Raw genomic sequence first — 21,227 nt, 5'->3', positions numbered from 1 at the left:
GTTTTTGCGGAACGGCGGGGGCAATGCAACGCATTTTTTCATGGAAAAGCGCCCGGGTTTGCCTAAACTGCCTCCACTTGTGGAAGCACCACGTTATTCCGTAGTCATTCCGGTCTACAACGAACAGGAGAACCTGCCCGAATTGTACCGTCGGCTCACGGCTGTCCTGAAACCGCTCAAGGAACCGTACGAGATTGTTTTTGTCGATGATGGCAGCCGCGATGACTCACGGGCCCTCATTCGGAAGCTGGCAACGGAGGACAAGAACGTGCGTGCGCTGTTTCTTTCACGAAACTTCGGACACCAGGCGGCGTTGTCGGCGGGACTGGATCACTCGCGAGGGCAGGCGGTAATCGCTATGGACTGCGACCTTCAAGACCCACCGGAAGTCATTCCGCAGTTGATTGAGCGGTGGCGGGGGGGCTTTCAAGTAGTCTATGCCATCCGCAAGAAACGCAAGGAAACCGTCCTAAAGAAGGCGGCGTATGTTTTATTTTACCGTTTGCTTCACGGTATGGCAGATCTCGACATTCCTATGGACGCGGGCGACTTCTCATTGGTTGACCGGCAGGTCGTGGACATCATGAAGAAGATGCCGGAGCGGAACCGTTTTATCCGGGGCCTGCGGTCATGGGTGGGCTTCCAGCAATGCGGTCTGGAGTACGAACGCGATGCGCGTCATGCGGGTGAACCCAAGTACACCTTCACGCGACTGGTGAAGCTGGCGTTCGACGGATTTCTTTCGTTCTCGTATGTGCCGCTACGCATGGCCTTCTGGCTTGGCCTAACCGCTTTCCTGATGTGCCTGATCTATACCGGCTATGCGCTTTACGGAAAAATCGTGCTGGGCGCCAATCCGCCAGGGTGGACGTCTCTCATGATCGCCGTGATGCTACTGGGCGGGGTGGAGTTGGTCCTGATCGGCATCGTCGGCGAGTACATCGCGCGCATCTACGATGAAGTGAAACAGCGTCCGTTCTACGTCGTCGGGGAACGCATCAACAACGATTGACTTGCAGGCTGCCTACTACAGCGAGTACGCCGCGATCCAACGGGAACACTGGTGGTATCGCGCGCGCGCGGAAATTCTCGAAGCGATTCTCGCCCGGCGTTTGCACCCTGGCCGACAACGCCTGGTCCTGGACATTGGTTGTGGACCCGGCGGGATGCGGCCGATGCTGTCGCAATTTGGACGGCTGGTCTCAACTGATTTCACCTTTGAAGCCTTGCAGTTCTGCGCGGCGCAGAAGCTCGACCATCTTGTTGCGGCGGACGGCATGCGACTGCCCTTTAGAAACGGGGAATTTGATGCGGCTGTTGCCTTTGACGTGATCGAGCATCTGAACGACGATGGTTTGGGGGCGCGTGAGTTGTTTCGCGTTTTGAAACCGCAGGGCTTGCTCTTCGTGACCGTCCCTGCATTTCAGTTTCTTTGGGGACGGCAGGATATCGTCAGCCATCATTTTCGTCGTTACAATGCCGGGGGATTGTCGGCAGTTGTGCGCGGGGCTGGTTTCGACATCGAGCAGATCAGCTATTTCAACACGTTTTTATTTCCCCCCATCGCGGCCATCCGGTTGGCCTACCGCTGGCTGGGGTTAAACCACGCGCGCAAGGATGAGGAGATGAAATCTGATTTCTCGATGCCTCATCAAGGCTGGCTGAATGAACTGCCTCGAAAAATCTTCGCTTCGGAAAAACCATTTTTACTGCGAGGAAACCTTCCCTTCGGCGTTTCGCTTTTGTGTATTGCGCGCAAGCCTCAATAGGCCTTGAAACCGCATACGTGCCAGCAGTTAGGAATTGCGAGAGATTTTTCGTGATTTTTGCGCGCCACAGCCTTACAACCAGCAGCCTTATGAAGATTGTCGTCGCTTACTCGGGCGGGTTGGATACCTCGGTCATTTTACGGTGGCTGAAGGACAAGTACAAATGCGAGATCATCGCGTTTTGCGCGGACATCGGGCAGGAGGAGGAACTGGCCGGCCTCGACAAAAAAGCCAAAGCCACTGGCGCGAGCAAATACTACGCGCTCGACCTCGTGGAGGAATTTGCCCGGGATTTTATTTTCCCGATGATTCAGGCGAGCGCCATCTACGAGAATCAATATTATCTGGGTACCAGCATTGCGCGTCCACTCATCGCCAAGGCACAGGTGGAGATTGCTCGCAAAGAAAAGGCCGACACGGTGGCGCATGGCGCGACGGGGAAGGGGAACGACCAGTGCCGCTTCGAGTTGACCTATGCCGCGCTCGCACCGGAGCTGAAGATCATCGCGCCGTGGCGCTTGCCCGAATACCAGAGCCAATTTAAGGGCCGCACCGAGATGCTCGCCTACTGCGCGAAGAACGGAATCAAGGTTGAAGCCAGTGCGAAAAAGCCCTACTCGATGGACCGCAACCTATTGCATATCTCGTTCGAGAGCGGCATCCTCGAAGACCCATGGGCCGAGCCGCCCGCAGACATGTTCAAGCTCAGCGTCTCGCCCGAGAACGCGCCGGACAAGCCGGAGTACGTCGAATTGGAATTCGAGTCCGGCAATTGCGTTGCGGTAAACGGCAAACGACTTTCGCCGGCCAACGTCATGCGCACGCTGAACAAACTTGGAGGCAAGCACGGCATCGGACGCGTGGACCTCGTTGAGAATCGCTTCGTTGGCATGAAATCCCGGGGTGTGTACGAAACGCCGGGCGGGACCATTCTGCATTTCGCCCATCGCCAGATTGAAACCCTGACGATGGATCGCGAAGTCATGCACCTGCGCGACGGGCTCATCCCGCGCTATGCGGAGCTGGTGTACTACGGATTTTGGTTCAGCCCCGAGCGCGAGGCGCTGCAAGCGCTCGTCACCGAGAGCCAGAAGAACGTCACTGGCACCGTGCGGTTGAAATTGTACAAGGGCAACATCATCACGGCGGGCCGCAAGAGCCCACTTTCTTTGTACAACCCGTTCATTGCAACGATGGAAGCGGACAAAGGCGCCTACAACCAGACGGATGCGACCGGCTTTATTCGGTTGAATGCCCTGCGCCTGCGCACACGCGCGGCGGTGCTGAAAAAGGCGAAGAAGAAATAATCTCGGGCCCTACTTGGCCGCGAGAGCGCCTTCAATCGCAGCGGTCACTTCGGGAGAGTCCGGGGTTGTTGCCGAGTCAAAACGCTTGAGGATGGCGCCATCGCGCCCGATGAGGAACTTCGTGAAATTCCATTTGATGTCGCCGGGGAAGGGTGAATCGGTGCCCGCCAGAACGGTGTAGAGTGGATGGCGCTGCGGACCGTTCACGTCGATTTTGTCGAATAGCGGGAACGTCACGTTGTATTTGCTGGAGCAGAACAGCTTGATCTGTTCGTCGCTGCCCGGCTCTTGCGAGCCAAACTGGTTGCAGGGAAACCCAAGGATGACAAGGCCCTTGTCCTTGTTCTTTTCGTAGACGGCTTCGAGGGCGGTGTATTGCGGGGTGAAACCGCATTTGGAAGCCACGTTGACGATGAGGAGCACCTTGCCCTGCCAGGCGCCCAACGACGTGTCCTTGTGGTCGATATCTTTGACGGGGATTTTGTAGAGGGGTTGCGCGTGAGTGGTCATGGTTTGTATGAGCAATGATGCCGCAAGGAGCGCGAAAGTTTTCATGCGAGCACGGTAACATGTGATTCGGTGGCGCTCAAGTGGCAACGATTGCCCGCATGAACACTCCAAGTGTCGAATTGGCCGCAAGTTCTCGCAGTTATTTCCGCTTCAGGAAACGAAACGAGAGCAGGCAGCCGAGGCCCATTCCGACGAGTCCGAACGAGCCAGGTTCGGGGACGATCGTTGCGGACAGGCCGGTGGTGTCTTCAAAGGCCCCATTGCCGCCATTACCAACTACAAAATCAATGGTATCGCCCGCGAGGATGCTTTGCGTGCCCGAATACGATGTTGGGCTGGGGCTTCCAAACACAGTTGAATTGAATATCGAGGTGCCATTGTGCAGGACGTGCACATCCGAAGAATCACCCACCGAACTGAGGCCCGAAAACGTGGCCGCGAGGGTGAATGTTCCGGAGGAGGACGCAGTCCAGCGGATGATTGAAACTCGATTGCTTTCACCGCCTTCTTCCGCGAGCTGTCCTGGCTGGTAGGTGGTATTTGCGATGGTGATGGGATTTGCCGTTCCATTGTGCAAGATGAATGGACGGCCATCATTATTGCCGGGATCGCCGAGCCAGCCGCTCAGACCACTGCCAAACCAGCTGTTTGTGTTGACGGGATCGAGGCTGAAGGTTGAACCGACACCGTACGACCACCCGTAGCTCCAGGCGCCATTGGGGTTGTTGACGGCGGAAAAGTCCGTGGCGGCGTTATAGGACTGCGCGGCGCTCGATCGGGCGAGGACGGCGAACGCCAGCAATGCCGTGAAGATCGAAGCGATTGTGAGGTTTTTGGATGTAGTCATGACGGATTCCTTAATTTGGCTTGTTTTCAAAGGCGATTCTTTTGTGTGTGTTATTATTTACGTAGAGTTATTTTCGCTTCAGGAACCGGAACGACAGCAGGCAGCCGAGGCCCATCCCGACGAGGCCGAGCGTGCCGGGTTCGGGGACGATCGATGCGGACAACGCAGTAGTGTCTTCATTGGGACCATTGCCTCCGTTGCCGACCGCGAAATCAATCGTGTCTCCGGCGATGATGCTCTGAAGGCCCGAATAGGATGTTGGGCCGGGGCTCACGGTCGAGTTGAAGATCGAGAGTCCATCGTGGAGAATATGCACGTCTGCGGAATCACCTGCCGAACTGAGACCGGAAAACGTGGCGGCAATATTGAATGTGCCCGAGAAGGGGGCGGTCCATCGGATAACGCTATACGCGTTGCTGGCACCGGGTTGTTCGGCCAACTGGCCCGGTTGATAAACTGTGGAGGTATTGTTGGTAACCAAACCAGCGGTGCCGTTGTGAAGTGCGTAAGGTATGCCACCGTTACCCGTGCTGTTTAGCCAGCCGCTCAGAGGTACGCCGGGGGCGTAGGCGGCCGTGTTGCTGGTATTCAACAAAAAGCTCGTGCCAAGCCCAAACGTGTAGCCGTAGCTCCACGCGCCATTGGGGTTGTTGACGGCGGAAAAATCCGTAGCGGCGTTATAGGACTGTGCAACCCCTGGTCGGGCGAGCACAACGACGGCGAGCAACGTGGCGACGGTTGAGATGAGGGCGGACTTCTTGGATGTGGTCATGACAGGACTCTCTTTTCTGCCCCGAAAGCCTTCGGGGCGCTTGGTTGTTTGTGTTTCTGTTTTGTTCCGAAAATTCCTGGAGCGTCAGATTTCTTCGGGGGATTGAAGGACACGCGCTTTACAACGGCGCGGCTATACCCGCAAAAGTCATATGAGCAACAGTTGGCCGGTCGAAAATTGAGAGAAGGAAAGGGTGGGCACGAGGGAGGGCAGCCAATCGAAGATTGGCCCAAGCCGTTGGCATGGGGACACAACTCCCCACGCTCGATCTTAATCAACACGAACTTCTCCCTCTCTGCGCCTGCAACCACAGCTCGCAACTGCGGTCTCCGGAGCCAGCAGAACACACCTTTGCAGGGAAGTCAATCAACTAAGGTAAGTGATTCAGCAAGGGCGAGTCTTGTGCGAATCACGACAGTGGCAGGAAGACCACGCAAACGGGGGAAGGCACGTCGAGAGTTTGGCCGGTGGCTTTGAGGCGGCCGGTCTTGGGATTGATGCGGAAGACGACGAGGCTGTTCGAGTCCTGATTGGCAACCAACAGAAAACTGCCGGACGGATCGATGCCAAAAGCCCGCGGCGTTCTGCCGAGCGAGGATTGGTGCTCGACGAGGGTCAACTTGCCGGTGCTTTGGTCCACCGCATAAACGGCGATGCTGTCGTGGCCGCGGTTGGAGCCATAGAGGAATTTGCCATTTGGGAGGATGGCGATCTCGGCACTCGTGTTGAACCCGGTAAACTTGTCCGGGAGCGTGGTGATGGTTTGTGATTCTTTCAAAGCACCGTGCGACTCGTCGTAATCGAAGGCGGTGATCGTGTTGTTCAATTCGTTGATGACGTAGAGGTGGCGGCCATTGGGATCCATGGCAAAGTGGCGGGGACCCGCGCCGGGCGCGAGTGAAGCAGAGGGTGGATTATTCGAGGAGAGCGCGGCGGTTGTTGGGTCAAATTGGTAAACGAGAAGCTTGTCCAGTCCGAGGTCGGCACAAAAAGCCCGGTGATTGGCGATATCGAACCCGACCGAGTGGGCGTGCGGCCCTTCCTGTCGTTTCGGATTTGGGCCGGAGCCGTGGTGTTGGAGAAGCGCGCTCACTGATCCGAGAGAGCCATCGGCCCGTATGGGAAACGCGGCAACACTGCCGCCGCCGTAATGTGCCACCAGAACGCATTTGCCCGACTGATCCACCGCGAGATGGCAGGGACCTTGACCGCCGGAGTTTTGCTGGTTCAGCAATGTCAGCTTTCCCGTCGCCGTGTCGATGGCGAAAGCGCTGACCGCACCGTTGGGTGTGCCTTCAAATCCGCCGCTCTCCCGGACCGCGTAGAGAAAGCGATGGCTGGGATGGATGGCCAGAAAGGCGGGATCGGCCGTCTCCACGGCGACGCCGAGGGAAGTCAACGTGCCGGTGGCGTTGTTGAGGCGGCACATATAGATGCCTTTGCCAGTGGGACTCGAGCGGGTGCCGAAATAGACGAGGCATTCGCCTTGGTCGGGAGGAGGAGGGACGGCGTTGAGGCCCAAGGCAACCCCGGCGAATAGATTTATCAGCAATAACAGGCTGTGGATGAGGGCAATGTTCCCGCGCATGACGGCCACAATAGGCAGAATTGGCGCACAAATCGACTGAAAATTCTTGTTGCCAATGGGAGTGTTTTGCGTATATTTTTCGGTAGCTAGCATATGGAAGAAGAGCGCAGTGAGATTGGTGGAATGTCAGTCACGCCGTGTTTGCCTGGTGGCAGTCCGAAACCCGATGAGCGGGAACAGTCACTGAAGCCTCCTACCGCAGCAGAAGGAAATAACTAAACCCTTATGGCAACCAAGCTATTCGTGGGCAACCTGTCGTTCAACACGACCGAAGGCGATATTCTCGACCTGTTCAAGCAGGCGGGCAATGTCACCAGTTGCGAACTCATCATGGACAAGTTCACGGGCAAATCCCGCGGATTCGCGTTCGTCCAGATGGGCACTCAAGAAGAGGCCAACAAAGCCGTGACCGATTTCAACGGCAAGGAACTGGACGGTCGCGCGCTCACCGTAAATGAAGCCCGTCCCCGTGAGGAACGTCCCCGCGGTGACTTTGGCGGCGGTGGTGGTGGCGGATTCGGCGGTGGCGGTCGTGGCGGCGGCGGTGGCGGCAAACGCGACTTCGGTGGCGGCGGCGGCCGTGGTCGTCGTTAAGACTCGCAGAACCACAAGAAGGTAATTACGTGAAGGGCGTCTCGCACGGGCGTGGCGCCCTTTTTTTCTTCGTTGGGCCATCGTGCGGCCCGTTGATCGCGGTGGTGCATTTTCACCTTTCAATCATTACTGAATTGTAATCGATTATGCAGTCCCGGAAACTTGACACGCTAGTAGACCACCTTTAGCATCCGCAATCAATGGATCAGAGGGACAGGCAGTTTGCGCCGCATCGCGCGGTTACAACTTTGCCGAGTTAACAAAAAACATATTAAGGGGAGGAATCGCAATGAAAGCAATGCGTATCGCGGTGGTGGGGAGTGTATTGATTGGCTTGGTGGCCGTGACTGTTCACGCCGGTTTGTTTGATGCGAACATCAGCGGGAAGGCGACGGAAGAGCCAAATACGGTGATTGTCTCGGCGTCTTTCTCGAGCAAGCAGATTCTTGGGACCAACAAGACGGAGAAGCTGGTCCTTGATTCTGAGACGGGTGCGCTTGAGGTGGTTGACCAATGCGGGGGCTTTATCACCAATATAGTGACCATCGTGGGCAACCCTGTGAGCATCGGGCCAGACTCAAACAGTAATGCAGTGAACTTTGTGCTGTTGTCATTTGGGGGCAGCGGTGACACGAATGGGGCCGGCGTCGTCACGATCTCGAACGGCAAGACGTTCAAGGCAACTGAGAGCTTCCAGATTGCTATCGATGGAGCAATCTTCGTCGGTAAGGTTACGACAAGTTCGGCGTTTAAGCCGGCTTCAACCTGTCCATAACCAGTTGTTCGTTGTTCAAGAGGCGGTGGATTGATTCCACCGCCTTTTGTTTTTGTGGCGGCCGGTTACAAGAAGGCGAGCACCTGTTCGGGCCGGGCCACGATGTGCGCCGCGCCGCTCTTGACCAACTCTTCGCGGTCGCGGAAACCCCAGAGTACGCCGACGGCATGCATGCCTGCGGCGCGGGCGGTGTGCATGTCAGTGTTGGTGTCGCCGAGATAGAGCCATTGTGCGGGTGGCACGCCGAGTTCCTGCGCGATCTGAAGCGCGGCGGTCGGATCGGGTTTCAGTGGGACATTGGGCAACTGACCGCGGACGACCGCGAAGGGTGACGGGTCGAAATAGTGCGCGATCATTCGTTTCGTGAAATCATCTGGTTTATTGGACAGCACGGCGAGGCTGAGATGGCGCTCCGCGAGCGCTGAAATCAGTCCGGGGATACCCGCGTAGAGTTTGGTCAGGTCGAAGCAGTGCGCGTCGTAGCACTCGCGCATCAGGCGCAAGGTGTCGTCCAGCAGATCCTGCCGGTCCCGGGGCAGGGCACGGGCGCAGAGTTCGCGCGCACCGTCGCCGACGAAGTGGCGATAGCTTTCCGGCGGATGCGCGGGGCAACCGAGCTGCGCGAGCGCCCAGTTGGTGGCGTTCGCCAAATCGGCCAGCGAGTCGGCCAGCGTTCCGTCGAGATCGAAGAGAACGGCGCGGATATCGTGTTTCACGCGGCCATGGTACTCAACGGCATCGGAAGGGGCGATTTTTTTGTTGTTGTGGCGGCAGCGCGCTTGCTACGGTCAACGCCATCCATGAAGGAGAACAAGACATGAAAGCATTTCGACTTTGGACAATGATCGCGGCGGCGGCGTGCCTGACTGCGCCGGCGGTGTTTGGGCAACGGATGTTTGGCGGGGTCCGCGATTTCGGCAGCGCGCAGATGGCGAAGGTTTTTGGGAAGAACGAGGCGTTCACGGCCACTGCGGACATGACGATCGCGGACAAGTCGCGCCCCGAGCCGATGCAGATGGAGTCGGCGTACGCGGTGCTCAAGGGCAATGTGCGCACCGAGATGGACATGACGACCATGAAAGGCGTGAACATGTCACCACAGGCCGTCGCCCAGGTGAAACAGATGGGCATGGACCGGACGATCAACATTTACCGGGGGGACAAGAAGCTGTTGTACCTGGTGTACCCGGGCCTTAAGGCCTATTGCGAAATCAACCCGGCGTCGGACCAGCCGACTGACAAAACCGAGCAGAAGGAAGCGAAGATCGAAGTCACCGCGCTGGGCAAGGAAACGGTGGACGGCCACCCCTGCGTGAAGAACAAGATCACCATTACATCCGATGACGGCAAGCAACACGAGATGATCGCCTGGCAGGCCAGCGACATGCATGACTTCCCCCTCAAGACCGAAATGCAAGCCGGCGGCGCGACCATCACGACGCACTTCCGCGACATCAAGATGTCGGCGCCGGACGCGTCACTCTTCGATCCGCCAAGCGACTTCAAAGGGTACGGCAGCATGCAGGAAATGATGATGGCCAATATGCAGCGCATGATGCCGCCCGGCGGAACGCCCCCGCAAGGCAACGGTAATCAATAGTTACGCTTCATGAAGAAATCAGCCCAACAAACCTGGGGCGGACGCTTCTCGACCGGGCCGGCGGAAGCCGTCAAGGCTTACACCGAGAGCGTCAGCTTCGATTGGCGGTTGTTCAACCACGACATCGCCGGTTCCATCGCGCATGCGAAAGGGCTGGCGAAGGTCGGCCTGCTCACCCAGGCGGAAGTGAAGAAGATCGAGCACGGCTTGCGCGCCATACAGCACGAGATTGAATCCGGTAAATTCAAGTGGGATTTTGACTGCGAAGATGTTCATATGAATATCGAGGCGGCGCTGGTTCGCAAGATTGGCGCGGCGGGCAAGAAGCTGCATACGGGCCGCAGTCGCAACGATCAGATCGCCACCGACATTCGGCTCTGGCTCATCTCGAAAATCCGCGGCACAAATTTCGAGATTCGACACTTACAGAGTGCGCTCGTTGCCTTCGCGGAGAAGGAGCGGGACGCGGTTATTCCGGGCTACACGCACCTGCAGCGGGCCCAGCCGGTGTTGCTGGCGCATCATCTTCTCGCTTATGTCGAGATGCTAAATCGCGACGCCGGGCGCTTCGCCGATTGCTCCAAGCGCGCCAACGTTTGCCCGCTCGGTTCCGGTGCGATTGCGGGTAGCACGCTCAAGCTCGACCGCGCCTACGTCGCAAAGCTGCTCGGCTTCGCGGGTGTCACGCAGAACTCGATGGACGCCGTTAGCGACCGCGATTTCGTCGTGGAATTTCACGCGGCGGCGGCGCTCACAGGCGCGCATTTGTCGCGATTGGCGGAAGACCTGATTCTCTGGTCGAGCGCGGAGTTTGGTTTCATCACGATTGCCGACGCGTACACGACCGGCTCGTCGCTGATGCCGCAGAAGAAGAATCCAGACATCGCGGAATTGGCGCGCGGCAAGACGGCGCGGCTCTACGGCAATCTGGTGCAGGCGTTGACGCTCCTCAAATCCCTGCCGTTGACTTACAACCGGGATTTGCAGGAAGACAAGCAACCGCTGTTCAAGTCGGCGGATATTTTATTGTCCACACTTCACATCGTGGCGGAAATGCTGCGCCACATCCACGTGAACCACGTCAAATGCGAAGCCGCCGCGAGCGACCCGATGATGCTGGCGACGGACCTCGTTGATTTTCTGGTGGAGCAGGGGATGCCGTTCCGCGAAGCCCATCACACTGTCGGCGCGCTCTGCGCCGAGGCGGAAAAGACCCACAGCTCGTTGTCCAAGCTTGCCGCCAAGAAGTACGGCCCCGCCGCCGGCAAAGTATTCGACGTCCGCCGCGCCCTCGCCGCCCGAACTGCTGTCGGCGCCCCGTCACCAAAGAATGTGGCGGCGCAGATCAAGCGCTGGAAGAAATTGCTGAAGTAGCGAGCAATCATTCGATGTCAGGAGTCAAGCCTTGACCCCTTTACCAGGCAACGCGGTCACTCTTCCGGCCGTGGACCATCGGCCCACGCTTGCCGAGTTGGAACCGTTGGCAAGGGCTGCGCTCGCTCATCATGGCATCATTGCCGTCGAGCTGCAGAACCTGCGCTACTACAACAATGCAACCTACCGCGTCGTCGCAGGTGACGGACGGCAGTTCGTGTTGCGGGTAACGTGCAATCACCATGGCGAAGCCCGGTTGCGCTCCGAGATGCAGTGGCTGCGGGCGATGCAATCCGATCCCGGCGTCCGCGTACCCGATCCGGTCGTCACGTTGGCTGGCCAACTCATGCTCAAAACCTCCGCGCCGTCGGTGCCCGAACCGCGTTGGTGCAACGTATTTCACTGGTTGGACGGAATGACCATCGCGGAAGCGCAGATGAATGCTCACGACTTCGGTTTGATGGGTGCCGCCTCTGCCCATCTTCATCAATCGAGTGCCGCGTTCGATCCCGCGCCCGGGTTTGATCGACCTTCGTGGGACGAGGGGTTCAGCCTCGATCGCGATGGGAACGGTACGTTGGAACCGATCATTGCCTACTTGCGAGGCCACCTGACGAACGAAGCGATCAACCAGTTCGTTCTTCTCGCCGAGCAAGGCCGTGGGCTGATGAGCAGGCTGCGTCTGGATCCTCTGGGCTACGGCCTCATCCATGCCGATCTCCACGCCGGTAATTGCCTTTTCCGGAACGATGGCGTGGCCTTCATCGACTTCGAGGATCTCAGTTGGGGCTATTTTCTCTACGACGTGGCCACCGCGCTGTTTGGTTCGATCGAGCGGCCAGATTACATCGATTTGACTGAGGCCTTCACCACGGCCTATGCCCGTATTCGTCCGCTGCCCGCGGATTTCGCACAGCAGCTCAGGCTCTTTCAGGTGTTGCGCGCCGTCTTTCTTACCAACCTCGCTGTCACTCGCCATGACCCCCGCGAAAACGCATGGTGGGAAGGCTATGTTGTCAGTAAACTGCGCCGGCTGTTACATTCCTAGCCCTGTATCAATTTCTCCTGTTCGCAGAGTCCGTCTCGGTGACGTGAGTCCTTGCTGCCGAACTAATGTGGCGGCGCAGAGTAAGCGCTGGAAGAAGTTGCTGAAGTAACCGGAAAGCCTGGTTCTTTCGAAGCCGATGAATACAGGTTGACCTGCTGCCACAATCGGCACGTAAACGACGGTCTATCCGCTGTCGAAAAAGAGCGGCCCCGGTATTTGACCGGGGCCGCTGACCATTTCGCGAGCGCTTGTCGCGACTGGTTCGGTTATTTGGTGTCGTGGCTCTTGAACGGTTCCTTCAGCACGACTTTGACGCCAGAGATGCTCTGGGTCACGGTGTTGCGGACCGTATCCAATGCCGACGAGCCGACCTTTTCGGCGGCCTTTAAGGCGCCATGAGCTGCCGCCGAGGCGGCATCTTCCGCGCTCAGGCCCAATTCCTTGGCGCCCTGAATCGCTCCTGACAGCAGGCCGGTTGCGGCATGACCGAGTTGACCGCCGACTGCAGCGGTGTCGCGGATCACGACGCCGGCCGTGTGGCCGATGGTATCGAGGGCCTCGCCACCGACCTGTTTGGTGCCGCGGAGCGTTCCGATTACGATTCCTTTGGCGGCATCTCCGATGTGCGCGCCGACCTGCGTGGCACCGCGGACGGCACCACTCGCGGTATCGGCAATCGCGCCCGTCGCCGCTGCACCCACCTTACCCGTGTCCTTCAGTGTCGTGGTGAGTGCGTTGCTGACAGTGTCCACGGTCGCCTTGGTGATGTCACCCGTTCCTTTGATCGCGGCCACGATGTCATCCTTAACCGACTCTACCAATCCTCCGACTTTCGTCGTCATGATAGTCCTCCCTTCCTATTTAGGGACTGAACAATGTAAGCCTGAATCATCGGCAAATCAAACGGCCGACCGTCATCCTGCGACGTGGTGTTGTACCGTGTTGTGGGCCGCGATTCCGATTGTGCGAACTCGCCGCCAAGAAGTACGGCCCCCGCCGGCAAGGTGTTCGATGTCCGCCGCGCCTACGCCGAAGAATGTGGCGGCGCGGATCAAGCGGTGGAAGAAGATCCTGCGGTAGCAAAGGACCGCTCTGGAGTGCGGTAATGCGAATGTGTCCAGAGTACTGAGTTGACCCCAATAACTCCCTTCCTATTTAGGGACTTAATAATTTAAGCCTGAATCCTCGGCAAAGCAAACGGACCGCCGTCAGCGGGGGAGATGATGTTGTACCGTCTCGTGGGCTGCGATCCCGATTGTCCGAGCTCGCCGCCAGAAAGTACGGCCCAGCCGCCGGCAAAGTATTCGATGTCCGCCGCGCCCACGCCGAAGAATGTGGCAGCACAGATCAAGCGGTGGAGGAAGTTGCTGAAGTAGTTCTGGCGAGACCTCATTCGATTCTACTCTCGAGTGTCGATACTAAGGACTGACCCCCTCACTTTATTTAGCCTTTGAAAAATGACAGTCCGGGCAAACCCGGCAAACGTTTTGCACTGAATATTGTAGGATGTTACGACGAAAGAGCTTGAAAAAATTCAAGGAAGGCCGTAAAGACGGGACAGCAAGAAAAAAGGGCTCGACGCTGTAACGCCGAACCCTTCCGTGGACGTGGCGGAGATGGATACCGCGCCGCCTGTAGTCCTTACCAGATTGCAGGATGGCAAACGAAGCCGGAGTTCGCAGGTTCGAATCCTGCCGTCCACGCTTGCTTAAAATTTCTCTTATTTCCCTGCTTAAAAAAGAACCTAAACATTTGTTTCGCCGTGCAACATCTATATCGCTTGCGAAAACATTTGTTACACGTATCAGCTTACATAGCTAAATCGCTTCCGGTTGTCAACTGCGTATACGTATAAGCATACGTAGCAGTAGTAACCGGCGTTGTACCGGGAAACACGTTCCCGGAAGCAATTTGCGCAATAGTTTTAGAAGCGTTCCCGGTAGCAATCCTAGTGTAGTTGCGTAACGCATTGTGACGCTAATTGCAACGCTCCCGGTACCGTGTTAATTAAGCAGCATAGTGAAAGCCCGAAAGCGGAGTATCAAACCGAAGTTTCTTCGGACGGATGAAACTCGAAATGCCCTGGATTTTCTGAAACAGGCGCATTCATCCATTCGTCAGACGTACAGTGAGCCGATGGCTTGGAAATGGGTCACGATCTCGTTGCATGGGGCTTTGTACGGATTCGCTATTTGCGCCTCGAAGGGGACTGATCCGTCGAACGTGACATATCGACGGAAGGACAAAAAGAGTCCCAACGAAAAACAACCGTTCGATTTGGATAAGGAAAAGTTGTTGAGCTTTGGCGATGCTCTGAAAGTCTGCCAAGACCAGAATTGGCATCGTGGCGTTATGGACGGGAAGCCATTGGTAATGACTCCCGATCAGCAGAAAGCCGTCGACGAACTTCATAAACGGTTTCGGAATGTCTTTGAGCATTTCATCCCGCATTCATGGTCAATCGAACTTCACGGGTTTCCCGAAATCTCCGTGCATGTCTTGGACGTGATCCAGTTTCTCGCCATTGATTCCAGTACGCCCCATCTGATTCTGACGACCACCGAGCGGCGGAAATTGAAATCCCTTGTTATCCAGTCCAAGAAATTGCTCAAACGGCATCCGCTTCACTTGGAATTGCAACAGTTGGAATCAGGAAAAGCGGAGTGGTGGAAGCCAAAGAAGCGGAAGAAGCGTAACAAGGGTCTTGCCGAACTTGACCGCATATTGGAACAAGACGAACAACAACGCCAGCAAGCCCGACAACCAGCCGACGCAGGCAAACCGATTGCGCCGTAGCCGATGCCACTTCCGTGCAAACATCTGCAAACAAACCCTACCGTATTGATCCGGCGTGACGGACCTAAACGATGCCATCAAACTCACGCGTGATTATTATAACCGTAGCATGTGTGGTTGCTACACCCTAACGGTTGATTTGAGGAAGGTAGCTGACCGGTTCGGTGCGCCGATGCCGAAGGGGGAGTTGTGAGCGGAAAGCGGAAAACCTTCGGCAGAAAGACCGGAGCATGACAGAGATCCTTCGACTCCGCTCGGGATGACAAACCGGAGAATTAGGGTGGGACGGATGGCGGTCCCTTCGGTCTGAGGCTGTGCAGGCGCCGACCGCCGCTACAGCGTGACCGGGCTGCCCCGGCGATCCCAGACGGCCACGACGGAGCGTGGCCCCCCCAACAAGTGCGATACCAGAATTCTTCTGGACATCGAATTCCGATAGTGGTATGATCCGTGGCATGTTCTCCAATTGGAAGAAGCGGTTAAGTGGTGGATGGAACGGCGGTTTGCCGCCCTTGCCCCTCGGCCTCTCCTGTGTCGAGTTAGACCGCCGCTACAGGGGGCAGAGTTCAAATGGACGACGCGGCGTCTCATCCGACTCGGCTCCACGCCCTACAATCCCGGCATTCTGCGCGTTTGATTGTGGAAGGATCACCGGGGTGGAGGGAGTGCCAAACATGCTTTTTGCGAAACGAACCCCCATGCTAAGAGGCCTGTTATGAACGCGTTAGGAAGTTGGGCATTCAAACTTAGCAAAGATGCTTGGACCGGTATCGGTGACGGATACGGCTATGGCGTGCCGTCAGGTGCGGCATGAGCCCGCTTCCAATCAATGTGGGTGGCGGATAGAATCCGAAACATCCTATGTTCCTAGGGGTTGAAATTGGCGGGACAAAGCTGCAGGTCGGTGTCTGCGACCGGCGCGGGGACATCGTGCAACTGGTGCGCGTGGCGGTGGTGCGACGGAACGGCGCACAGGGAATTCTCAGACAACTGGAGATCGTGATTCCTGCGCTGCTCGCGGCGCATCGGGTGAAGGCCATCGGGGTTGGTTACGGCGGGCCGGTCGATTCTCCACGCGGTCGCGTTGTTTGTTCCTTTCATATCAAGGGATGGGACGGATTTCCGTTACGGCGCTGGTTTGTGCAACGCTTCAAATTGCCCACGATCGTCGAGAATGACACGAACGCGGCGGCGTTGGCGGAGGCGCTGGTTGGGGCGGGCAGGGGGCGACGGGCTGTGCTATACTCGAACGTCGGCACGGGGATTGGTGGTGCGTTGGTGGTGGAGGGTGTGATCTACAACGGACGCTTCGGCGCAATGGAGATCGGGCACACGCGCTACTTCGTTCGTGGTCGGTGGCGCATTTTGGAAGAGCTGTCGTCGGGATTGTCCATCGAACGCGGCAAGACCACGCTCGCGCTGTCGGCGAAGTATTACGGGGTGGCGCTCGCCAACGCGATCATGCTGGTCAATCCGGACATTGTCGTGGTCGGCGGCGGCGTGTCGCTGGCCGGGGAGAGATTTTTGGGGCCGGTCCGCAAAACGGTGGCGGGATTGATGTTCGGGCCGTTTCGCAAGAATTACCGGATCGTGCCGGCGGGGTTGGGGGAGACGGTAGTGGTAGTAGGCGCTGCGTTGTTAGCGACGCGGGAGAGTTGAACAATGCGATACCTTGTTTTTGGAGATGTTCATGGCAACGTGTTGGCGCTCGACACGGTGCTGGAGGCCGGCCGTGCCCGTGGCACCGAAGGCTATCTCTTTGTCGGGGACCTGGTCGGTTACGGCCCGAATCCGCTGGAGTGCATTGAACGTCTGTTGCCGTTGGCGGAGTGCGGCAGCCTGGCGTGGGTGTTGGGGAACCATGAGATGGCGGTCCGCGGGGATGTCGAGCCGACGGGTTACAGCGACGAAGCCCTCCAGACGCTCGAATGGACGAAAAAACTGCTCGAGACCAACCCGCCGGCCAAAAATTTCCTGGCGTCAGGCCACCTGACCTCGGTTGCGAATGACTTGATCTGGTTGGCGCATGATTCGCTGGCGGATCCGGGCAGCGGGGGTTATCACCGCTGGCCGAGGAATGCGAAAAGTGAGTTGGCCTGCTTGCGGCACGAGCAGGGGCGCGTCTGCTTCTACGGGCATACGCACAAGATGCGGGCGGAAATGACCAAAGGAGCGACGCCTGTCATGCTGGTGCCAATGACCGCACACGAAACCGACGGGATCGATCCGCATCCGCTCCATCTGGAGCCGAGAGACATGGCGTGGGTCGGCACCGGCTCGGTTGGCTTCCCGACGAATGCCCAGCGCCGGCCCGAGTTTCTGATTCTCGACGTGACCAATGACAATGATTGGCGGATCGAGAAATATGAGGTGGCGTATAATCGCGAGCAGGCGCGGGAGCGCGTTCGCGCGGGGCTGGGTGGCGAATGCAGCAAGGAGGTGGCGGAACGAATCGCGCGCTGGCTGTAGTCCCGCCAATTCGAGCCGGGTGTGAGGACGAGCAGCTTAGTCCAGCAGTTCCTTCAAGCAGCTGATGAGATGTTGAATGGGAAAGGGCTTGACGAGATATTTTGAATCGGTCTGTGTCAGAAACAGGTTGATCTTTGCGTCGGCGGCAAAGCCAGTGATGAAAATGAAACGGTCGGCCAAAATGGGGCGGAGGTCGCGCGCTTTGACGTAGAATTCGTCACCACGCAACTTCGGCATCATGACATCGCAAACCACGGCGTCGTACTCGTTGGCCCTTACTTTGACGAGGGCCTCTTCGCCATCGTTGGCGACGTCGACAAGGAAATTTGCGTCGGCGAGGATCCATTGGAGAGCCTGGGCCAACTGCTTGTCGTCATCGACCAGCAGAACGGCGTGGAATTCAATGGTGTCAGATGGCCGCACGGCCAGGTCAGGTTGGTTCTGGAAGTCCATAACTTCGCCTAGTCGAAAAGCAACTGAAGTGCCAACCACCGCATCTGAACCTTGCAGAAAGAGTGTAATAGGAGCATAAACGCGGGTTATGGGGCTTAAATTCGTAAAAATGAGCGGGGCGGGGAACGATTTTGTCGTTGCGGACAACCGCGATGGCGGCTTTCGGCCTGACCGGGCAAACGTGACGCATATTTGTGACCGACGTTTTGGGGTGGGGGCCGATGGGCTCTTGCTGGTCGAACCGTCAACGTCCGCCGATTTCTCCATGCGTTACTACAACGCGGACGGCAGCGAGGCGGAGATGTGCGGTAATGGAGCGCGCTGCATTGCGCGTTTCTACAGCGAGCGCTGCGACACAACCCGGCGCGAACTCAAGTTCGAGACCCGCGCGGGCCTTATCGAAGCGACCGTCAGCGGTTCGCACGTCCGCCTGACGATGAGCGAACCGCACGATCTACAGCTTCGCAAAAAGATTCAACTCAAAGGCGGATCGCGCGAGTACCATTTTATTAACACGGGAGTTCCGCACGCGGTATTTTTCACGGACAATGCTGATCGCGAGATGGTGCAGGATGTCGGGGCGGAAGTACGCCACCATAAAGACTTCGCCCCGCGCGGGACGAATGTGGATTGGGTGCAGCCACTCGGCGGCGGCGCGATCCGTGTGCGCACGTACGAGCGCGGTGTGGAAGCTGAGACCCTGGCTTGTGGGACGGGCGTGGTAGCTTCGGGAATCGTGGCGCATCTTGTGCATGGGGTACCATTGCCCGTTAAGGTGACGGTGCAAAGCGGGCGAGTTTTGGAAGTGAATTTCTCGCGTGAAAACGGGCGATTTGGCAGCGTAACTCTCGCTGGCCCCGCCGAGTACGCGTTTGAGGGGACGCTGCTCTAAAGCGGTGGGATTGGCTCCAACTCCGGCGTTGACAAGGCGGGCGCTTTTTCTATACTTCCCACCGAAGTCTTTGGAAGTGCACCGCCGTTTTGACGTTTTTGGAACGGCGGTTTGCCATATCAGGACTGAACGAAGAAAGGCGAATGGAGAAGCTATGGCATCTGGTAAAGTGAAGTGGTTCGATACGAAAAAGGGTTTTGGGTTCATTCAACAAGAAGGCGGCCCCGACGTGTTTGTGCATTACACGAGCATCTCCGGTAACGGCTTCAAAAATCTTGAGGAAGGTCAGCCCGTTGAGTTTGAGTTGGTCGAGTCCCCCAAGGGTCCGAAGGCGTCCAACGTCACGGCAAAATAAGTAACATTCCAATAAATACATGAGCCCCCGGCAACGCAAGTTGCGCGGGGGTTCTTATTTTCTACGCCTTGTCAGGACTCGAAAAATACGTTGGGATTTTGCCCTTTTTCAAGCGACGAAACTCATCCGGCTGCTCGCGTTTCGTCTGCCGATATTCCCGCACGCCACCTGAATCGCACCCTAGCAAGAGCGCGTGGGCCTTGTAAACACGGGGTCGACCGATAACGCGCACCCGGTCGGATTGCTGCGCGGGGCGTTTGTCCAGAACGAGAAAACTCAGGGGCAGGCTGCGGAGATCGACACCGGCGATCTTCGCGAACCGCGCCCAATGGCCATCCATGAAGACCTCCGGTGGCGACGGCGCGAAGTGGTGACACCAGTGCCGATCGTTTTCGGGCGTCAACATTCCACACGCGGCCTGATGCGTGCAGGGCGACACAACTCGAAACACACCGCGCAACCGCTCTCGCACCGTGATTAATCTGCGGCTCGCATCGTAGGTTCCGGGTTCAACCCAAATCACCACCGTTGCGTGGGCGGCCGAACTGGCCAATTCGTCGAGTTGGGCGTCGGCCAGTTCCGTGATTGCGTGGCTGATGAGGAGTGTGCCGGACATTTGCTCGGGCGGTCTTTCCAGCCAGACCTTAATGTCAGGAAACGCTTTGCGCGCTTCGCGGGCAGCGTATTCCATCGCCAATGGCGAGCGGTCCCAGAAGAGAAACGTTGCGGATGGATCTGCGCTAAAATGTTCCAGAAACGAGCGTGCGGCGATGCCGCTTCCGCAGCCCCAGTCGATGATTTTTCCCCCATCTGCAGGCGGCGACCAACCTCGTTGCTTCAGTTCGTTGAGAACGTAGTCCCACTTCCAACGAATGCGCTGGCCGAAGGTCTGGTCGTAGCTCTCCAGGTCGCACTCGTTGTGCCAGTAATCCTGCGTGCCGGCGGTCCCATCGAGAAACGCCCCGCGCAGCCGCTCCAGCGCTTTCCAGTCAACTTTTTCCCAGTCCATGCGCAAGTAGCGAATCCAACGAGTGGTGTTTGATTCCGAAGAACTCCTTGAACTGAGCGATATGGTCGCGAGCGGCTCTTGACGTGAACGGTTCCGAATGGCGCACCGCCGCAATCATCAGGTTCTTGGGGGTATGCTCGGTCGACACGAATTCAATCATCTTCGTCTGATAACCGGCCCATTTCAGGTACAACCCACGCAAGCCATCGGTGGACCATTCCGCCATGCGTTCGGCCATCAGGCCGTGTTCGAGCACGGGCGCCAACGGTTCGGGACGGCCCATCTGCGGACGCACCTCCTTGTGGCAGCACGGGGCCACGATAATCAACTTTGCGCCCAGATCGATGCCGCGACGGATCGCGTGGTCCGTGGCTGTGTCGCAGGCATGCAGGGCAATCAGCGCATCGGTCTTGGGCAGGGCGGCGCTTTCAATTGTGCCCGCTATGAACTCCAGCCCTTCTGCCCGAATTTTGCGGGCGAGTCCGTTTGTTGAGTTGACCAGCTCCGGCCGCGCTTCCACACCCAGCACTCGAGCCGGTCGCTTCCAAAAGCGTGCAAACAAGTGCCAAAGACCAAACGTCAGATAGCCCTTGCCGCAGCCCATGTCGGTGATCGTTGGTACACCACCTCGAGCCTCCGTCCACCCGCAGTCCTTCGCGAGGTGCGTGAAGATATCCAGGTAATGGTTGATTTGCGCATGCTTGTCAACCATTGCGGGACGAACCTGTCCCCGATCATTAACCACGTCCAATCCGCTGAGCCAATCGCGCGCGGAATCGTCGAGGATTGTTTGCCGCGGCTGATCGTGTGAGCGTGGGGGAACCGCGGTCGAAGAAGGTTTGTGGGTGGTCAGTTTCGCGACGCCCGACTCGGGTACGAAGAGTTGCCAGTCCCGTTTGGTGGTATTGAGGAGTGCGCTGCGAAAATGCGCGCCAACCCGTTCCTTCACCCAACTCGCCGCGTCGCTGGCCGGCAAGTTCTTGGTGACGTCGTGTGTTGCGTACCGATAGGTGAGAGACAGATGAGGACCGGCCTTCAGTGTGACCAATCGCCCCAACACTTTCTCGGG

At 57.7% G+C, this 21,227-nt stretch carries 23 protein-coding genes and 1 tRNA gene; 14 read left to right on the top strand and 10 right to left on the bottom strand.

Annotation, left to right across the window (positions count from 1 at the left end; genetic code table 11):
• Positions 1-79 precede the first annotated feature (79 nt).
• The 3 genes from VNL17_06455 (at position 80) to VNL17_06445 (ending at position 3,076) form a co-directional block, all read left to right on the top strand.
• Positions 80-1,012, top strand: a complete 933-nt coding sequence (locus tag VNL17_06455) for a glycosyltransferase family 2 protein (GenBank protein ID HXI83715.1) — start codon at positions 80-82, stop codon at positions 1,010-1,012.
• 1 nt (position 1,013) lies between these two features.
• A complete protein-coding gene (locus VNL17_06450; protein HXI83714.1) occupies positions 1,014-1,769 on the top strand; it encodes a class I SAM-dependent methyltransferase in 756 nt (251 codons plus the stop codon).
• An 89-nt stretch (positions 1,770-1,858) separates the two neighbouring features.
• Positions 1,859-3,076 (top strand): argininosuccinate synthase, encoded by a 1,218-nt coding sequence (locus VNL17_06445; GenBank protein ID HXI83713.1) that lies wholly within the window; start codon positions 1,859-1,861, stop codon positions 3,074-3,076.
• Positions 3,077-3,085: 9 nt separating this feature from the next.
• Here VNL17_06445 and VNL17_06440 read toward each other — a convergent pair whose 3' ends face one another.
• The 4 genes from VNL17_06440 to VNL17_06425 form a co-directional block, all read right to left on the bottom strand.
• Complete coding sequence (locus tag VNL17_06440; GenBank protein ID HXI83712.1) at positions 3,086-3,586, bottom strand: glutathione peroxidase; 501 nt, start codon at positions 3,584-3,586, stop codon at positions 3,086-3,088.
• 139 nt (positions 3,587-3,725) lie between these two features.
• Positions 3,726-4,433 (bottom strand): hypothetical protein, encoded by a 708-nt coding sequence (locus VNL17_06435; protein ID HXI83711.1) that lies wholly within the window; start codon positions 4,431-4,433, stop codon positions 3,726-3,728.
• Between the two features lie 67 nt (positions 4,434-4,500).
• The gene (locus VNL17_06430; protein HXI83710.1) at positions 4,501-5,205 is read right to left on the bottom strand and encodes a PEP-CTERM sorting domain-containing protein; all 705 of its coding nucleotides are present in this window, start codon (positions 5,203-5,205) and stop codon (positions 4,501-4,503) included.
• 409 nt (positions 5,206-5,614) lie between these two features.
• Positions 5,615-6,793 (bottom strand): lactonase family protein, encoded by a 1,179-nt coding sequence (locus tag VNL17_06425; GenBank protein HXI83709.1) that lies wholly within the window; start codon positions 6,791-6,793, stop codon positions 5,615-5,617.
• 225 nt (positions 6,794-7,018) lie between these two features.
• On the opposite strand from VNL17_06425, the gene VNL17_06420 reads away from it, so the two are divergent.
• Together VNL17_06420 and VNL17_06415 are read left to right on the top strand one after the other, a co-directional pair.
• Complete coding sequence (locus VNL17_06420; protein HXI83708.1) at positions 7,019-7,387, top strand: RNA-binding protein; 369 nt, start codon at positions 7,019-7,021, stop codon at positions 7,385-7,387.
• A gap of 289 nt (positions 7,388-7,676) precedes the next feature.
• Complete coding sequence (locus VNL17_06415; GenBank protein HXI83707.1) at positions 7,677-8,162, top strand: hypothetical protein; 486 nt, start codon at positions 7,677-7,679, stop codon at positions 8,160-8,162.
• Between the two features lie 65 nt (positions 8,163-8,227).
• On the opposite strand, the gene VNL17_06410 is transcribed toward VNL17_06415, so the two are convergent.
• Positions 8,228-8,878, bottom strand: a complete 651-nt coding sequence (locus VNL17_06410) for an HAD family hydrolase (protein HXI83706.1) — start codon at positions 8,876-8,878, stop codon at positions 8,228-8,230.
• A 101-nt stretch (positions 8,879-8,979) separates the two neighbouring features.
• Between VNL17_06410 and VNL17_06405 the strand changes: the two genes are divergently transcribed.
• Genes VNL17_06405 through VNL17_06395 form a run of 3 tightly spaced genes read left to right on the top strand, consistent with a single transcriptional unit; the run spans position 8,980 to position 12,184 of the window.
• The gene (locus tag VNL17_06405) at positions 8,980-9,762 is read left to right on the top strand and encodes a DUF4412 domain-containing protein (GenBank protein ID HXI83705.1); all 783 of its coding nucleotides are present in this window, start codon (positions 8,980-8,982) and stop codon (positions 9,760-9,762) included.
• 9 nt (positions 9,763-9,771) lie between these two features.
• Positions 9,772-11,136, top strand: a complete 1,365-nt coding sequence (gene argH / locus VNL17_06400) for an argininosuccinate lyase (protein ID HXI83704.1) — start codon at positions 9,772-9,774, stop codon at positions 11,134-11,136.
• A gap of 31 nt (positions 11,137-11,167) precedes the next feature.
• Complete coding sequence (locus tag VNL17_06395) at positions 11,168-12,184, top strand: phosphotransferase (protein HXI83703.1); 1,017 nt, start codon at positions 11,168-11,170, stop codon at positions 12,182-12,184.
• Between the two features lie 266 nt (positions 12,185-12,450).
• On the opposite strand, the gene VNL17_06390 is transcribed toward VNL17_06395, so the two are convergent.
• Both VNL17_06390 and VNL17_06385 read right to left on the bottom strand, forming a co-directional pair.
• On the bottom strand, positions 12,451-13,026 hold the full coding sequence (locus VNL17_06390) for a hypothetical protein (protein ID HXI83702.1): 576 nt from the start codon (positions 13,024-13,026) through the stop codon (positions 12,451-12,453).
• 329 nt (positions 13,027-13,355) lie between these two features.
• Complete coding sequence (locus VNL17_06385) at positions 13,356-13,577, bottom strand: hypothetical protein (protein ID HXI83701.1); 222 nt, start codon at positions 13,575-13,577, stop codon at positions 13,356-13,358.
• Between the two features lie 208 nt (positions 13,578-13,785).
• Here VNL17_06385 and VNL17_06380 point away from each other — a divergent pair.
• The 4 genes from VNL17_06380 to VNL17_06365 all read left to right on the top strand — a co-directional run bounded on the left by VNL17_06380 (position 13,786) and on the right by VNL17_06365 (position 17,449).
• Positions 13,786-13,887: transfer RNA gene (locus VNL17_06380), tRNA-OTHER, on the top strand.
• 316 nt (positions 13,888-14,203) lie between these two features.
• On the top strand, positions 14,204-14,980 hold the full coding sequence (locus tag VNL17_06375; GenBank protein ID HXI83700.1) for a hypothetical protein: 777 nt from the start codon (positions 14,204-14,206) through the stop codon (positions 14,978-14,980).
• 861 nt (positions 14,981-15,841) lie between these two features.
• The gene (locus VNL17_06370; protein ID HXI83699.1) at positions 15,842-16,639 is read left to right on the top strand and encodes an ROK family protein; all 798 of its coding nucleotides are present in this window, start codon (positions 15,842-15,844) and stop codon (positions 16,637-16,639) included.
• Between the two features lie 3 nt (positions 16,640-16,642).
• Positions 16,643-17,449, top strand: a complete 807-nt coding sequence (locus VNL17_06365; protein HXI83698.1) for a metallophosphoesterase family protein — start codon at positions 16,643-16,645, stop codon at positions 17,447-17,449.
• Positions 17,450-17,485: 36 nt separating this feature from the next.
• Here VNL17_06365 and VNL17_06360 read toward each other — a convergent pair whose 3' ends face one another.
• Positions 17,486-17,902 (bottom strand): response regulator, encoded by a 417-nt coding sequence (locus tag VNL17_06360; GenBank protein HXI83697.1) that lies wholly within the window; start codon positions 17,900-17,902, stop codon positions 17,486-17,488.
• Positions 17,903-17,990: 88 nt separating this feature from the next.
• Between VNL17_06360 and dapF the strand changes: the two genes are divergently transcribed.
• Both dapF and VNL17_06350 read left to right on the top strand, forming a co-directional pair.
• Positions 17,991-18,794, top strand: coding sequence for a diaminopimelate epimerase (gene dapF / locus VNL17_06355; GenBank protein ID HXI83696.1), 804 nt, complete (start codon positions 17,991-17,993; stop codon positions 18,792-18,794).
• A 154-nt stretch (positions 18,795-18,948) separates the two neighbouring features.
• Positions 18,949-19,149 carry a cold-shock protein gene (locus VNL17_06350; GenBank protein ID HXI83695.1) on the top strand — a complete coding sequence of 67 codons (201 nt, stop codon included), beginning with the start codon at positions 18,949-18,951 and terminating at the stop codon, positions 19,147-19,149.
• Between the two features lie 61 nt (positions 19,150-19,210).
• Here the strand turns inward: VNL17_06350 and VNL17_06345 are convergent, their stop codons facing one another.
• Together VNL17_06345 and VNL17_06340 are read right to left on the bottom strand one after the other, a co-directional pair.
• Positions 19,211-20,158 (bottom strand): small ribosomal subunit Rsm22 family protein, encoded by a 948-nt coding sequence (locus VNL17_06345; GenBank protein HXI83694.1) that lies wholly within the window; start codon positions 20,156-20,158, stop codon positions 19,211-19,213.
• A partial coding sequence (locus tag VNL17_06340; protein HXI83693.1) for an SAM-dependent methyltransferase occupies positions 20,139-21,227 on the bottom strand: 1,089 nt, incomplete at its 5' end. The genes VNL17_06345 and VNL17_06340, both read right to left, overlap by 20 nt.

Source organism: Verrucomicrobiia bacterium, from assembly GCA_035577545.1.
GTDB lineage: Bacteria > Verrucomicrobiota > Verrucomicrobiia > Palsa-1439 > Palsa-1439 > Palsa-1439.
This window is presented reverse-complemented; position numbering and strand designations above follow the sequence as displayed.

Coding starts and splice junctions, on each gene's coding strand:
- VNL17_06445 (HXI83713.1), top strand. CDS start 1,859: ATGAAGATTGTCGTCGCTTACTCGGGCGGGTTGGATACCTCGGTCATT.
- VNL17_06440 (HXI83712.1), bottom strand. CDS start 3,586: ATGACCACTCACGCGCAACCCCTCTACAAAATCCCCGTCAAAGATATC.
- VNL17_06435 (HXI83711.1), bottom strand. CDS start 4,433: ATGACTACATCCAAAAACCTCACAATCGCTTCGATCTTCACGGCATTG.
- VNL17_06430 (HXI83710.1), bottom strand. CDS start 5,205: ATGACCACATCCAAGAAGTCCGCCCTCATCTCAACCGTCGCCACGTTG.
- VNL17_06425 (HXI83709.1), bottom strand. CDS start 6,793: ATGCGCGGGAACATTGCCCTCATCCACAGCCTGTTATTGCTGATAAAT.
- VNL17_06420 (HXI83708.1), top strand. CDS start 7,019: ATGGCAACCAAGCTATTCGTGGGCAACCTGTCGTTCAACACGACCGAA.
- VNL17_06415 (HXI83707.1), top strand. CDS start 7,677: ATGAAAGCAATGCGTATCGCGGTGGTGGGGAGTGTATTGATTGGCTTG.
- VNL17_06405 (HXI83705.1), top strand. CDS start 8,980: ATGAAAGCATTTCGACTTTGGACAATGATCGCGGCGGCGGCGTGCCTG.
- argH (HXI83704.1), top strand. CDS start 9,772: ATGAAGAAATCAGCCCAACAAACCTGGGGCGGACGCTTCTCGACCGGG.
- VNL17_06390 (HXI83702.1), bottom strand. CDS start 13,026: ATGACGACGAAAGTCGGAGGATTGGTAGAGTCGGTTAAGGATGACATC.
- VNL17_06385 (HXI83701.1), bottom strand. CDS start 13,577: ATGAGGTCTCGCCAGAACTACTTCAGCAACTTCCTCCACCGCTTGATC.
- VNL17_06370 (HXI83699.1), top strand. CDS start 15,842: ATGTTCCTAGGGGTTGAAATTGGCGGGACAAAGCTGCAGGTCGGTGTC.
- VNL17_06365 (HXI83698.1), top strand. CDS start 16,643: ATGCGATACCTTGTTTTTGGAGATGTTCATGGCAACGTGTTGGCGCTC.
- VNL17_06360 (HXI83697.1), bottom strand. CDS start 17,902: ATGGACTTCCAGAACCAACCTGACCTGGCCGTGCGGCCATCTGACACC.
- dapF (HXI83696.1), top strand. CDS start 17,991: ATGGGGCTTAAATTCGTAAAAATGAGCGGGGCGGGGAACGATTTTGTC.
- VNL17_06350 (HXI83695.1), top strand. CDS start 18,949: ATGGCATCTGGTAAAGTGAAGTGGTTCGATACGAAAAAGGGTTTTGGG.
- VNL17_06345 (HXI83694.1), bottom strand. CDS start 20,158: ATGGACTGGGAAAAAGTTGACTGGAAAGCGCTGGAGCGGCTGCGCGGG.